At 70.0% G+C, this 13,511-nt stretch carries 13 protein-coding genes; 10 read left to right on the top strand and 3 right to left on the bottom strand.

Annotated elements, in window-relative coordinates; translation table 11 throughout:
* The first annotated feature begins 21 nt into the window (after positions 1 to 21).
* The gene (locus ACH4E8_RS14915; protein WP_398448026.1) at positions 22 to 843 is read left to right on the top strand and encodes an isocitrate lyase/phosphoenolpyruvate mutase family protein; all 822 of its coding nucleotides are present in this window, start codon (positions 22 to 24) and stop codon (positions 841 to 843) included.
* A gap of 225 nt (positions 844 to 1,068) precedes the next feature.
* Here the strand turns inward: ACH4E8_RS14915 and ACH4E8_RS14910 are convergent, their stop codons facing one another.
* Entirely contained in the window at positions 1,069 to 1,395 is a 327-nt protein-coding gene (locus tag ACH4E8_RS14910; protein WP_398448024.1) for a carboxymuconolactone decarboxylase family protein, read from the bottom strand.
* Between the two features lie 553 nt (positions 1,396 to 1,948).
* Between ACH4E8_RS14910 and ppsA the strand changes: the two genes are divergently transcribed.
* The 7 genes from ppsA to ACH4E8_RS14875 all read left to right on the top strand — a co-directional run bounded on the left by ppsA (position 1,949) and on the right by ACH4E8_RS14875 (position 9,540).
* Positions 1,949 to 4,321: a phosphoenolpyruvate synthase gene (gene ppsA, locus ACH4E8_RS14905; RefSeq protein WP_398448022.1), complete on the top strand. Its 2,373-nt coding sequence runs from the start codon at positions 1,949 to 1,951 to the stop codon at positions 4,319 to 4,321.
* Between the two features lie 21 nt (positions 4,322 to 4,342).
* Positions 4,343 to 4,882 (top strand): hydrogenase maturation protease, encoded by a 540-nt coding sequence (locus tag ACH4E8_RS14900; RefSeq protein WP_398448020.1) that lies wholly within the window; start codon positions 4,343 to 4,345, stop codon positions 4,880 to 4,882.
* 136 nt (positions 4,883 to 5,018) lie between these two features.
* A complete protein-coding gene (locus tag ACH4E8_RS14895) occupies positions 5,019 to 6,176 on the top strand; it encodes a 4Fe-4S dicluster domain-containing protein (RefSeq protein ID WP_398448321.1) in 1,158 nt (385 codons plus the stop codon).
* Positions 6,176 to 6,619 carry a cyclic nucleotide-binding domain-containing protein gene (locus ACH4E8_RS14890; protein ID WP_398448018.1) on the top strand — a complete coding sequence of 148 codons (444 nt, stop codon included), beginning with the start codon at positions 6,176 to 6,178 and terminating at the stop codon, positions 6,617 to 6,619. The genes ACH4E8_RS14895 and ACH4E8_RS14890 overlap by 1 nt, the downstream gene beginning before the upstream one ends.
* A gap of 5 nt (positions 6,620 to 6,624) precedes the next feature.
* Positions 6,625 to 7,431 (top strand): FAD/NAD(P)-binding protein, encoded by an 807-nt coding sequence (locus tag ACH4E8_RS14885; RefSeq protein WP_398448319.1) that lies wholly within the window; start codon positions 6,625 to 6,627, stop codon positions 7,429 to 7,431.
* A 1-nt stretch (position 7,432) separates the two neighbouring features.
* Positions 7,433 to 8,215, top strand: a complete 783-nt coding sequence (locus ACH4E8_RS14880; RefSeq protein WP_398448016.1) for an oxidoreductase — start codon at positions 7,433 to 7,435, stop codon at positions 8,213 to 8,215.
* Complete coding sequence (locus tag ACH4E8_RS14875; RefSeq protein ID WP_398448014.1) at positions 8,212 to 9,540, top strand: Ni/Fe hydrogenase subunit alpha; 1,329 nt, start codon at positions 8,212 to 8,214, stop codon at positions 9,538 to 9,540. The genes ACH4E8_RS14880 and ACH4E8_RS14875 overlap by 4 nt, the downstream gene beginning before the upstream one ends.
* A 178-nt stretch (positions 9,541 to 9,718) precedes the next feature.
* Here ACH4E8_RS14875 and ACH4E8_RS14870 read toward each other — a convergent pair whose 3' ends face one another.
* Complete coding sequence (locus ACH4E8_RS14870) at positions 9,719 to 10,186, bottom strand: cyclic nucleotide-binding/CBS domain-containing protein (RefSeq protein ID WP_398448012.1); 468 nt, start codon at positions 10,184 to 10,186, stop codon at positions 9,719 to 9,721.
* A gap of 589 nt (positions 10,187 to 10,775) precedes the next feature.
* Between ACH4E8_RS14870 and ACH4E8_RS14865 the strand changes: the two genes are divergently transcribed.
* Both ACH4E8_RS14865 and ACH4E8_RS14860 read left to right on the top strand, forming a co-directional pair.
* Positions 10,776 to 11,069 carry a hypothetical protein gene (locus ACH4E8_RS14865; protein WP_398448010.1) on the top strand — a complete coding sequence of 98 codons (294 nt, stop codon included), beginning with the start codon at positions 10,776 to 10,778 and terminating at the stop codon, positions 11,067 to 11,069.
* Between the two features lie 757 nt (positions 11,070 to 11,826).
* Positions 11,827 to 12,066, top strand: coding sequence for a hypothetical protein (locus tag ACH4E8_RS14860; protein WP_398448008.1), 240 nt, complete (start codon positions 11,827 to 11,829; stop codon positions 12,064 to 12,066).
* Between the two features lie 568 nt (positions 12,067 to 12,634).
* Here ACH4E8_RS14860 and ACH4E8_RS14855 read toward each other — a convergent pair.
* Positions 12,635 to 13,045: a hypothetical protein gene (locus ACH4E8_RS14855; RefSeq protein ID WP_398448006.1), complete on the bottom strand. Its 411-nt coding sequence runs from the start codon at positions 13,043 to 13,045 to the stop codon at positions 12,635 to 12,637.
* Positions 13,046 to 13,511 lie beyond the last annotated feature (466 nt).

Here is a 13,511-nt window from a genome sequence, read left to right as displayed (position 1 = left end):
CTTCATGGTGCAATGTTGCTCATGGCAACACTTCTCGATGTGGCACAGAGGTTCCGTTCCCTGCATGTACCAGGCGCGCCGCTGGTCCTGCCCAATGTGTGGGACGGTGCTTCCGCCCGTGTGGTGGCGGACGCGGGTGCTGCTGCGATCGCGACCACAAGTGCCGGGGTCGCCTGGTCACTCGGGCGCGGCGACGGCGAGCACATGACCCGCGACGGGGCGCTTGACGCGATCGCGCGGATCACGGCCACTGTCGACGTACCGGTCACCGCCGACATCGAACGCGGCTACGCAACCGATGCGCCCGGCGTGGCCGAGACCGTCCGAGGCGTCCTCGCGGCCGGAGCCGTGGGCATCAACCTGGAGGACACCCTGCGCCCCGTCGCCGAGCAGGTCGAACGGATCTCAGCCGCCCGGCGGGCCGCGGACGAGATCGGCATCCCGCTGTTCATCAACGCCCGCATCGACACGCACCGCCTGCCGCCCGGTGACCGCACTGCCTGGCTGGACGAAACCCTCACCCGCGCCCGTGCTTATGCGACAGGCGGCGCGGACGGCATCTTCGTCCTCGGCGCACCGGACGCCGAGACGGTCAGAACGCTCGTGAGTTCTCAGCCCCTCCTGGTGAACGTTCTGGCCGACCCCGGCACACTCCCGGTGTCCGAGCTCGCGAAGGCGGGAGCCGCCCGCATCAGCGCGGGATCCTCCATTGCCGAGGCGGCGTACGGCCTGGTCCGCCGGGCAGCCCGCGAACTGCTGGAGAAAGGTACGACGACCACGCTGGAGGGCGGATTCGACTATGCCACGCTCAACGCGTTGATCTTGGCCGAGTCCCCGTACTGAGACGCGGTCAAGAGCGCAGCCACAGCCGGATCGCCGCCACGGTGACGGTGCCCTGGAAAACGTAGGCCCCTCGTCGAAGCGCGTCGCCACGGCCCGCAAGCCCGCCCCCACGAGCAGAAGTAATCTCGGTCCGGAAGCAACGGCTCGATTCGTGTCCACTTCGCGTCAGCCAATGACAATGGCACGCCCCACCACTTGGCTGCTGCTTCACAGGTGTGCCGATGGCTATCCCAAATCCTGGTCCTGTGCTTCTGCGACGGCGATGGTGATGCCGAGTGCCTTGGCTATGTTGGCCGCTGCCGTCATGACGCGGGCCGTGCCCACGACAGGGGCGATGGCGACCAGGACGTCCTGCACCTTCTCTGCGGTCAGACCGGTCTGCAGGGCAGGTTCGATGTTGGCGATGTAGGAGATCGGAGGGGCGTCCGAGGCGGCGAGGGCCGCGATGCGCGTGAGCATGAACGTGTCGGGGGGCAGCCCACACCGCTCGACCGAGTCGTCCGTCATCGCGGTGAGGGTGTCCAGCACGGGTGTTTCGGATGCTGTGGCCATCTTGGGTCATCTCCAAAAGCGTCGTGGTGAGGAGCTGCATGCCTTGGCGGGTCGCTTCTCACGTCCACACTTTCACCGTAGATCTGATTTTCCCGGATTGCCTTTCATGCGACCTTCGCTCAGTGGATGAGGAAGACTCGGTGGACGAGAAAGACGAAGTGGTGCGCGAGTCTCCCAATCCACTTGTGGCGGTCATGAAAGAAGCGAGCGGGAACGGGATAGTGAATTGGCTCAGCGACGTACCTGCCGGCGTTGACGCGCTGCAAGCGCTCCCGACGGGAAGGACGTCGACGGCCTGCTGGGCCACCCACTTGAGGACCGACCTGGGGGGAGGACCGCGTTCCAGCTCCGGTGGCCAGGCCGATCCGCAGGAGGGTGTGATGCCGTAGGGCGGACCCCCTGGGGACGTGCTCTCATGGGAAAAGTGCGGCCCGCCGGCACTTTCCGGTCTGTGGTTGAGCGTTTGATGACGTGTGGGCGGGGGTGGTTGCGCCCGCGCCTGGAGACGACCCCGTGGGAGAGGTGCCGCGCCCGAGTTCTGCTGGGAGGCGTGATGTCCTTCGAAGGTCGACGAGTGGTCCCCCTCTCGGAGGTGGGGCGGTCCGACGTGTCCGCGGTGGGAGGGAAGAACGCCTCCCTCGGGGAGCTCATCAGGCACCTGGGGCCGATCGGGGTGCGGGTACCGGATGGATTCGCCACGACTGCGGACGCCCACCGGGAGTACATGCGGACCGGCGGACTCGGTGATCGGGTCGCCGCCCGGCTCGCGGACCTGCGGGCGGGCGCGGCCTTGGCGGAAGTGGGAGCGGCGATTCGCGCCGGCATCCTTGCCACCCCCCTGCCGCAGGGGCTGAAGGACGAGATCACGGCGGCGTACGTCCGTCTCGCCCCGGGGGACGGGCCTGCGGACCCCGAGGTGGCCGTGCGCAGCAGCGCGACCGCGGAGGACCTGCCGGAGGCGAGTTTCGCCGGGCAGCAGGAGACCTATCTCAACGTGCGGGGCGCGGTCGCGCTGCTGGACGCGTGCCATCGCTGCTACGCGTCGCTGTTCACGGACCGGGCGATCGACTACCGGGAACGCTTGGGCTTCGGCGAGTCATCCGTGGCGCTGTCGGTCGGTGTGCAGTTGATGGTGCGCTCCGATCTCGGTGGCTCGGGGGTCGCCTTCACCCTCGACCCGGAGACCGGCTACCGGGACGTGGTGGTCATCGACGCCGCCTGGGGGCTAGGCGAGAGCGTGGTGAGCGGGCGCGTCGACCCGGACGAGTACGTGGTGTTCAAGCCCGTGCTGCCGCAGAAGGCGCTCAACCCGGTGATCGGGGTGACGGTCGGAGGCAAGGCGACCAAGGTGGTCTACGCCGAGGGCGGCCTCACCCGGACCGTGGACACCGACGGCGTCGAACGCGCCTCGCGCGTGCTCGACGACGGCGAGGCGCGGTCCCTGAGCCGATGGGCCGTCGCGGTGGAGGAGCACTACGGCACACCGATGGACCTGGAGTGGGCGAAGGACGGCCGCACGCAGGAGCTGTTCCTGGTCCAGGCCCGCCCCGAGACGGTCCGGTCCCGAACCGACTCGACGGTGCTCCACCGCTACCGGATCACCGAGGCGGGGGAGTGCCTGGTGACGGGGGCGGCGGTCGGTGAGGCGGTCGGGGCGGGCCCCGTGCGGTCCCTCGCGATCCCGGTGGGGCTGGAGCGGTTCCCCGCCGGCTCCGTCCTCGTGACCCCGGTGACCGACCCCGATTGGGAGCCGCTGATGAAGCGGGCTGCCGCCATCGTGACCGACCACGGGGGTCGTACCTCCCACGCCGCCATCGTCAGCCGTGAGCTGGGGGTTCCCGCCGTCGTGGGCACCGGTGAGGCGACCGCCGTCCTCGTCGACGGTCAGCAGGTGACCGTCTCGTGCGCCGAAGGAGCGCAGGGGCGCGTCTATGCGGGCTCGGTCGGTTACGAGGTGTCCGACGTGAACCTGACGGAGCTTCCGGCGACCCGCACGAAGGTCATGTTGAACCTCGCCGATCCGGGTGCGGCCTTCCGGTGGTCGGGGCTCCCGGCCGACGGGGTGGGGCTGGCCCGCATGGAGTTCATGGTCGCCCACGGGGTCAAGGTCCACCCCATGGCGCTGGTGCGGCCCGAGCTCCTCGCCCCCGATGACCGCCGCTCGGTTGACGAGCTGACCGAGGGCTACCCCGACCGGACGGAGTACTTCATCGACCGCCTGGCACGTGGCGTCGCCACCATCGCTGCGTCCCGTTGGCCGTCCCCGGTAGTCCTGCGCACCAGCGACTTCAAGACGAACGAGTACGCGAAGTTGATCGGTGGCGGCCCCTTCGAGCCGGCAGAGGCCAACCCGATGATCGGATGGCGCGGCGCCAGCCGCTACTACAGCGACGGGTACCGGGACGGCTTCGCCCTGGAGTGCCGTGCCATCCGCAGGGTCCGGGAGGAGTTCGGACTGACCAACGTCGTCGTCATGATCCCCTTCTGTCGTACGCCAGGGGAAGCGGACCGCGTCCTGGAGGTCATGGCCGGTGAGGGACTGCGACGGGGCGAACGCGGCCTCCGGGTCCTCGTCATGGCAGAGGTCCCATCGAACGTCGTCCTGGCGCGGGAGTTCGCCGAGCGCTTCGACGGGTTCTCCATCGGGAGCAACGACCTGACCCAGCTCACCCTCGGCGTCGACCGCGACTCCGCGGAACTGGCCGACCTCTTCGACGAGGCGAACCCCGCGGTCACCCGCAGCATCGAGAGCCTGATCGACGTCGCCCACGACGCGGGACGCACCGTCGGCCTCTGCGGCCAGCGACCGAGCGACGACCCGGGCTTCGCCGCCTTCCTGGTCGCGGCGGGCATCGACTCCGTGTCCGTGGCGCCCGACAGCTTCGTCACCGTGAAGCACCACGTCCACAAGGCCGAACAGAGCTGACCGCGAAGGGGAGCACCCGCTGTGCCAGGTTCCCGTGGCGTCGCGATCATCGGAGTGGGGAACGCGTTCCGGCGCGACGACGGCGTGGGCCCGGCCGTCGTCACGAGGCTCGCGCACCACCACATGGCACACCGCCCGGAAGGCGTCACGCTGTCCAGCTCCGACGGCGATCCGGCCCGGCTGATGGCCCTGTGGGAGGGCAGGGCGCTCGCGGTGGTCGTCGACGCCGTGCGCGTCGCCGACGGACGACCCGGTCGCATCCGTCGATGGGAGCCGCGGACGAGCCCGGGCCGGCTGCCCGTGACGGCCAGTACGCACGGGCTGGGCGTGCGCGAGGCGGTCGAACTGTCGGCAGCCCTCGACGTGCTTCCCGCACGCATGGTGGTGTGGGGCGTCAACGTCGACGACACCGGTCCGGGGCCCGGACTCTCGCCCTCGGCAGCGGCGGCGGTGGTGAGCGTGGCCAACACGGTCGACGCGTACGTCCGGCGCTTCCTCGACGTCCACGGATCGCCCCGCACGGCGCAGCCCGGGCCGTCCGCCTGCCGACTCGACCGATGAAGTGAGGAACGGCCCCGGTCGGACCAGCAGCCGCGGAGCCGGTGTGCGTCACGCGCCCAACCGGGGAACGCTGGCGCATCCACAGCAGTTCCCACGGTGCCTCATGAGGAGAGCCCATGCCCCCACGGCCGTGGCGATGACGACGGTCGAGCCCGCCGTCGTGTTGGACCGCACGGGACTCGGCGCGCTGGTGGACGTTCTCAGGGCCCGGGGGCGCGTCGTGGTGGGCCCGACGGTGCGGGACGGGGCGATCGTCCTGGCCGAACTCGACGGCGCCGACGCCTTGCCCTTCGGCTGGGGGGTGGAGCTGGAGGCCGGCCACTACCGTCTGGTCCGTCGCGCGGACGGCGCCGCCTTCGCCCACAGCGCCGGACCGCAGTCCTGGAAGAACTGGCTGCTCCCCGAACGGGTCCGGCAGTGGACCGCGGACCGCGGCGCGGACGGGGCGCTGACGGTGCGGGCCGAGCAGCCGGCGCCGGCCTCCTTTGCCTTCCTGGGGGTGCGCCCCTGCGACCTGCGGGCCATCGCCATCCAGGACCGGGTCCTGACGGGAGGACGACACCGCGACGAGGACTACCAGGGGCGACGCGAAGGGGCCTTCCTGATCGCCGTCGAATGCACCGAGCCCGGTGCCACCTGCTTCTGCGTCTCCATGGGAACCGGCCCCTCCGCGGGCCCGGGCTACGACCTGGCGCTCACCGAGGTCGTCGACGACAACGGTCACCGCTTTCTGGCCCGTGCCGGTACACCGGCAGGATCGGACGTCCTCGCCGAGGTGCCGCACCGACCTGCGGACCGCTCGCTGACCGAGTCCGCCCGCGCGGCGGTGGAGGGCGCTGCCACCCGCATGGGGCGCACCATGCCGTCGGTCGACCTACGGGCGCTCATGGCGGGGTCCTTGACGGCCGAGCGTTGGAACGACGTGGCCGCGCGCTGTCTGACCTGCGGCAACTGCACCATGGCCTGTCCCACCTGCTTCTGTACCACCACCGAGGACGTCACCGACCTCACGGGCGACCACGCCGAGCGCTGGCGACGCTGGGACTCCTGCTACGACCTCGACTTCTCACTGCTCCACGGCGGACCCGTCCGTCCGTCTCCGCACAGCCGCTACCGCCAGTGGCTCACCCACAAACTGGGCACCTGGTACGACCAGTTCGACAGCTCGGGCTGCGTGGGGTGCGGCAGGTGCATCGTGTGGTGCCCGGTCGGGATCGACATCACCGAGGAGGCGCACGCCCTCCACCAGGAGGCGGGCCGCCCGGCGACGCAGTCCGACGCGGAGGGACCGTGATGCGCACCGGCTTCCTCGCTGCCCTTCCGGCCGACCGCTACCAGGGCGTGACGGACCTGTCCCGCAAGGTGTCCTTCCGCACCGGAACCCGCATCTTCGAGGAAGGACAACCAGCCGACCGCTTCTGGGTGGTGGGCACCGGGAAGGTCGCCCTCGACGTCCAAGTGCCGGGACGGGGCCCCGTCCTGATCGAGACCGTCGGAGCAGGCGAACTCCTCGGGTGGTCGTGGCTGTGTCCGCCCCGGGAGTGGCACCTCGGCGCCCGGGCCGTGAGCGACGTCCAGGCCCTGGAGTTCGACGCCGAGGCCGTGATGAGGCTCTGCGAGAGCGATCCCGCACTGGACCACGCCGTACTCCTCCACGTCGTCGCAGTGGTGGGAGAGCGACTGCGCGCCGCCCGAACGCGCCTGCTCGACCTCTACGCGGCACCCGAGGAGCGGTGACCGCGGTGACGGCCGCCCCCTTGCCGTACCGGGTGGCCGAACGCCGTCACGAGACCCCGGACACCGTCACGATCCGGCTCGAACCAAGAGGCCCGCACCTGCCTGCCTTCGCCCCTGGTCAGTTCGCCATGTTGTACGCCTTCGGAGTGGGAGAGGTTCCCGTCTCGGTGTCCGGCATCCTTCCCGGCGGCGCGCTGCAGCACACCGTCAGGAGGGTCGGAGCCGTCTCACGCGCCCTGTGGGCGAGCGAGGTCGGGACCGAGGTCGGCGTCCGCGGCCCCTTCGGTACGACGTGGGGCCTTGCCGACGCAGAACGAGGGGACCTGGTCGTGGTTGCCGGCGGCATCGGTCTCGCCCCCCTGCGCCCCCTGATCCGCGCCGTGCGGCAAGAACCGGGCCGGTACGGACGGTTGAACGTGCTCGTCGGCGCTCGGACGCCCGACGACGTCATCTACCGGTCCGAACTGCAGGAGTGGGACGTGCGTTTCCGGGGCGTCTGCGTCGACCGCCCCACCCCCGGGTGGCGGGGCAGGATCGGCGTGGTCACCTCCCTGCTCGACGAGGCCCTGTTCCGCCCCGCGGACACCACGGCCTTCGTCTGCGGCCCCGAGGTGATGATGCGCGCCACCGCCCGCGAACTCGCCGACCGGGGCGTTCCCGCCCGACGGATCCAGATCTCCCTGGAGCGAAACATGCGCTGCGCCACCGCCCACTGCGGGCACTGCCAGTTGGGGCCGCTCCTGCTGTGCCGCGACGGCCCCGTCGTCGCCTACGACCGTGCCGCGCCCCTGCTCGCCGTGCGGGAGCTGTGACATGGCCGCGACCGTTCGGCGCCGCCCCAGGGTGGGGGTCTTCAAGTTCGCCTCGTGCGACGGTTGCCAGCTCACCCTGCTCGACTGCGAGGACGAACTCCTGGCCCTCGGACAGGCGGTGGAGATCGTGCACTTCCTGGAGGCGTCGAGTTCCGTGCAGCCGGGACCGTACGACCTGTCGCTCGTCGAGGGATCCGTCACCACTGCGGAGGACGCCGAACGCATCCTCCAGGTCCGAGCCGCCTCGCGCCGGCTCGTCACCATCGGCGCGTGTGCCACGGCCGGGGGAGTCCAGGCGCTGCGGGACCTCGCTGACGTCGAGGAATACCGTGCAATCGTCTACGCCCGTCCCGACTACGTCGACACCCTCGCGACGTCCACCCCCATCTCGGCCCACGTCCCCGTCGACTTCGAGCTGCGGGGCTGTCCCATCGACCGCGGTCAACTCATCGAAGTCGTCACCGCCTTCCTGGCCGGTCGCACCCCTGACGTCCCTCGGCACAGCGTGTGCTTCGCCTGCAAACGCCGGGGCACGGTGTGCGTCACCGTGGCCCGCGGCACGCCCTGTCTGGGCCCGGTGACCCACGCCGGCTGCGGGGCCCTCTGCCCGGCCTACGGCCGCGGGTGCTACGGGTGCTTCGGCCCTTCCGCCTCGGTCAACATGCCCGCGATGATTCCGCTCCTGCGCAGCGACGGAATGAGCGACGACGAGGTCCGGCGCTTCCTGCGCACCTTCAACACCAGCGCGTTCGAACCGCTCGTACCTCCCGGGGAGGAAGAATGACGGGGGAGCGGTACCGGGAGCTGTCCGTTGGTGCTCTGGCACGCGTCGAGGGCCAAGCCGCCGCGCGCCTGGTGATCGAGGCCGACACGGTCACCGCCGCGCGGCTGAGGATCTACGAACCTCCCCGCTTCTTCGAGGCGTTCCTCCGCGGGCGGTCCCACACCGAACCACCGGACCTCACCGCCCGGATCTGCGGCATCTGCCCCGTCGCCTACCAGCTCAGCGCCTGCCGAGCGATCGAGGACGCCCGGGGGATCGCCGTGGACGGAACCGTCGCCGCGCTCCGCCGGCTGCTGTACTGCGGCGAGTGGATCGAGAGCCACACGCTGCACGTCTACATGCTCCACGCACCCGACTTCCTCGGCCACCACGACGTCCTCGGTCTCGCGAGGACCCACCGGGCCCACGTCGAGCGGGGGCTGCGGCTGAAGAGGGCCGGCAACCTGATCGTGGAGGTCCTGGGCGGCCGAGCGGTCCACCCCGTCAACGTCCGCGTCGGAGGCTTCCACCGCACCCCCGCCCGATCCGAGTTGCGACCCCTGGCACAGTGCCTGGAGCGAGCGGTCGACGACGCGGTGGAAACCGTCCGCTGGGTCGCCGGCTTCGACTTCCCCGACGCGCACTGCGACGCGGACCTCCTCGCACTCGCGCGGCCGGACGCGTACGCGATCGAAAGCGGCGTCCCCACCGTGCTGAGGCAGGGGCGGAACGGCGAACACCGCCACACGTTCCCCGTCGAAGACTTCGCCGAGCACGTGACCGAAACACAGGTGCGGCACTCCACCGCACTGCACGCGACCCTGGACGGACGACGCCACCTGACGGGCGCCCTCGCCAGGTACTCCATCGCCAGTCGCCTCCTTCCACCCGCCGTGCGGGACCTCGCCCGGACCGCCGGCTTGGACGACGTGTGCCGCAACCCGTACCGCAGCATCGTCGTGCGCGCGATCGAGGTCCTCTACGCCGTGGAGGAGGCCCGACGGCTGATCGACTCCTACGAACCGCCACCCCGCCCGGCGAAGGAGGTGCCACCAGGGCCCGGCACCGGCCACGGCGCGACCGAAGCCCCCCGTGGGCTCCTCTACCACCGGTACGCCCTCGACCGGCAGGGCATCGTCCAGGACGCGGTGATCGTGCCCCCCACCGCACAGAACCAGGGGGCGATCGAGGAGGACCTGCGCCACCACGCGCAACGACTGCTCGGACGAGGCAAGGCCGTGACGGACGAGGAACTGACCCGGCTGTGCGAGAGGGTCGTCCGCAACCACGACCCCTGCATCTCGTGCGCAACCCACTTCCTCGACCTGGACGTCGAGCGGTCGTGACCGACCACCCGCCCGGACGGAGCCCGTCAGCCGGACACGGCCGACCCGGGGCACGCACCTCGTTCGAGCCAACAGCCCGGGCCGAGGCTCGGTGGCATCGAGCCGGAACCACCGGCCCCCACCGTGCCACGCAGCGGAGTGCCGGGACCGCCACAACGGAAGGACGGCAACCCGCCGGTCAGGTTCGGCCGCCAGGGCCCTCCCGTCGGGCGCTCCGCGGGTCCAGGTACTCGGCCAGGACGCTGTCGGCGATGGGACCGCTCAGCAGGTCGGCCATGCGACGGAAGACGTCCATGAGCATGTCGTCGACGGTCAGGATCCCGACGGTTCGGTGCCCGTCGACGACCGGCAGGCGGCGCACCCCGGACCGACGGTAGACGCGGTAGGCGTCCGCGGTCCCGTCGTCCACGCTCAAGGTGATCACAGGCGTCGTCATCACACCGCTCGCCGCAGACTCGGGGTCGAGTCCACAGGCGAGTCCACGGAGCACCAGGTCACGGTCCGTGACGATCCCGATCGGAGGTCTGCTGTCGGTCACGACCACGGCGCCGACCCCGTGCACGTCCATCAACTCGGCGACGGCCCGGAGGGACGCCGACGGCGCGGCGGTCACTGCGGGAGAACTCATCAACTCGGACACACGCATGATCGAGCACCTCCCAGGTCATCCAGCCTTCTCGGGGGACCGCGCTGCCCGTCGCAGGGGGGCGCAATCGGCTTCGCAGCGTCGCGACAACCTCCGGCTGGATGCATGGTGCCTCCCACGTTACGTACTCGCGCGGGCGTTCGCCGCAGCGACGGCCTCCTGCGGCTGGTGCGGGCCCGGGGACTCTTGGCGACCGAACCCAGATGGTGGAGATCCGGGACGCCGTCCGCTCGCTGACGCGGAAAGGGCCCGGAGAAGCCAACTCTGAGCGTCAGTTGTGCCGTCTTACCTGGCGCATCCTCCCCAGGCGCTCCCCGGCAACGCGAAGACTCCCCAGATTCTCCCCGGAGGAAGGCTGGCTCGTGGCCACTGCGGTTTTCGATGGACGAAGCGCTCTCCGTACGCTCCGTTACCGTCGGTCTTGCGCTGGCCCCTAGCAGATCGATGGCGAAGAGGTAGGTGTACCGGGCGGATTCCCGCTGGAGATTCCGAGGACCAATGCCTTGTCCGGCCGTGTAGCGGATTCCTTGTTGGTGCGTCGTTTACACCCCAGTCGACTGCTGGTATCCCAGCGGGAACGGGATACTCGGTGGACGTGACCATCGGCAGTCACGGCCCCAACGAGATTTGCCCGGTCATACGCGAAAGGGGAACCGATTTCACGGTGACCTGGTCGAAGGGCGCCGAGGCCGAGGGCGCGGTGGCCGGATCGGCGCGGAGATCGACCGGGGAGCTGCCCGGCCTGTCCGGCGGCGAGCGTCAGCGCGTCCTCGAGGTGCGGCTGCGCGAACGGACCACCGCCCGTACCGCGACGGCTACGGCCGCGCCGTGGACGGACCGGCTTCCCGAGCTCGCCGCCGTCTCGACGACGCCGAGGCGGTGATCGCATGACCGAGTTGAGCGGCCTCGACCTTGCGCGCCAGGCCCTGGTCGCGGCCCGGGAGGCGGCAAAGAAGAAGGGGTGCCAACGCCAAGCCGAAGCGGGGCACCACCGTGGTCGTACGGCGCGGCGGGCGAGCCGCTCGGGCTCGCCGCGGCCGTGCCCGAACTCGCCGGGCGGGTCCAGGCCGCGAGTTCGACGCGGCCAAGGCCGCATGGACGTCGTCCCCAATGTGCAGCGCGGTCGTCACCCTGCCACGACAAGGCCGAAGTACACAGCCGGGTTGTGACCCGACCAAGACCGCCACCAAGGCGTCAGCGCTGCGTATGCGCGGGTACCAGCCGACACGGCCTGCAGTCGTGCCCGTCTCGTACATGACGATCAGCCCGTCTCACGCCCAGGCAGCAAGGCGTGAGCACGGGTACTCACCTCCCCGGCCTTTCCCGCGATGCCCAGGGCCTCGTTCGATGGCCTCCGCGATCAGGACCTTGTGGCGGGTGTTGCAGCCGTCGGTCGGGGTGAGGCCCGCGTTCCAGTGCTTGAACGCGTCGCCGTGTAGCTGGATCGCCATCGGCCGAGATCTCCAACCGGCCGATGGCGATCCAGACGAGGAGTCCGGCCTTTAACAGAGAGGTGCCATTGGTTGATAGGGAAATGCCACACTTGTGGCTGATTACATTCAAGGTGAAGCGCGAGAGACTGGCTCGGCTGGTGACGCGTCTCCGTGCCAGTACCGCCGCTCACTGAAAGGAACTCTGACGTGGCCGAAGGAGATTTCTTCTACACCCGTGCCGACACGGGAGCCGAAAGCGTGCTCGGCCTGACACCGAACGGCAAGTGCCTGCCCATTCCGGGCGGGGCCAGCCAAGCGCTGAACAACACCGACACGGATGCCCAACTGTTCACGGACAGCAGTTGCACGTCGGATGGCGTAGCCCTCGGTTCCCGGCAATCGGCTGATTTCTCAGCTCCGTTCCCGGCGTTCGTCAGGTTCGGCTAAGGGGTGTCCCGTAATCCCTGGCGGGCGTGCGACGACAGCTACGGCTCCTCGCTGCGTTGTCGGAGTGTCCACATACATCCAGTATGCGAACACCCCGACGCCTTGCGATGCACCGCATCTGACGCCGCACGCTGATCCGCCAGGGATTACGGGACACCCCTTAGCTCGCAGATCCCGGAGGCTTGGATATCGCAACCTTGGCCTGGGCCTTCGTCAGGCAGCGGTCCCGGGTGCGGTGGTCGTCTTCCGCGGTGGCGGAATCTGCTGGCTGCACGGCGCGCGGGGGCGGTCTGAGGTGCCCGAAGTAGAGGCTTGCTGGTCGTGTCGGCGAGCAGGGGAGGGCGCTGGTTCAAACACAACCCGCCCGTCGCGGAGCCGTCGCCGGTGGGACGAAGCCCGTCGACACCGCCTGGCAGAGGCACCGCGCAGTACTTGCTGACCGCGCTGCTGGAGCGGCTGCGCGACCTGGACGAGTTCGGGTCGCGGTACACGGAGCGCTGCGAGGCGGGCTGTGGTCGACAGATCGGACGGCCGGCCGCGGGCGCATGATGTGGCCCCGTCCCTCGGGTCAGACGGCCAGCCGTGTTGGCGTGGCGTCCGCGCGCCCGTAGGTGAGTACTTGAGCAAGGACCTCTCGGAAGCGAGCGATGTCTCCTGCGGGTGCCTCGATGACGGCTTCGATCTCGCCGTCGTCCAACCGAAGGCTCTCCAACGATTCGGGATCCAGCACGACACGGAGGACGTTGTCCTCCAGGACGGCTTCGCGCACGCACCCGTAGGCAGTCCCCTGCCCGGCTGTGACCAGGCAGTGCGTGTCCATCCCCAAGGCGACCTCTTGATCGTCGGGCTCAGCCTCGCCCGCCATGAACATCAGGATGAAGCCGCTGCCGTCCTCGCTCTCCGCGAGACCGGCCTCGGTGAAACAGCCCTCAGGATCGATCTCCACGCAGGCAGCGCGAGCAGTGAATCGAAACGTCATGACGAGGTTCTACCAGCACGGTCGGACAGAGCCCGCCTCAAGCCTGCACGCCACGAGAGTGCGCCGTGCACCGAAAGACGGTAGCCGGTCGCCCAGGCCACCAGTGGCGACATCCGGCTCAGTTCGCACGCAGCCTCACCCCGGCAGCACCCAGTGACCGCACAGCCGTACTCGGTCCGCTTCTCCGCCACGAAGGCGTGGACGGCTGCAACGCCTCCTCGGCGCAACAGCGCTGGATCAGGCTCGGCGAGCTGATCAGCCTGACCGGATACTGACCCACTCCACGGGTACGGCACCCGCTGGGCGCCCCGACCGGCTCACCGGGGTGCGGAGATCCCGCCGGGCCCGTCGAGTGCGGCGCGCGGTGGGCGGGCACACGCGTCCCGGCCGCACCACTCGTGCCGGGACAGCCGTCCGCGCATGCGTATTCGGCCTCATCCGCATCCGCAGGCGGCGGATATCCGAC

Source organism: Streptomyces sp. NPDC017979 (assembly GCF_044328175.1).
Lineage (GTDB): Bacteria > Actinomycetota > Actinomycetes > Streptomycetales > Streptomycetaceae > Streptomyces.
This window is presented reverse-complemented; position numbering and strand designations above follow the sequence as displayed.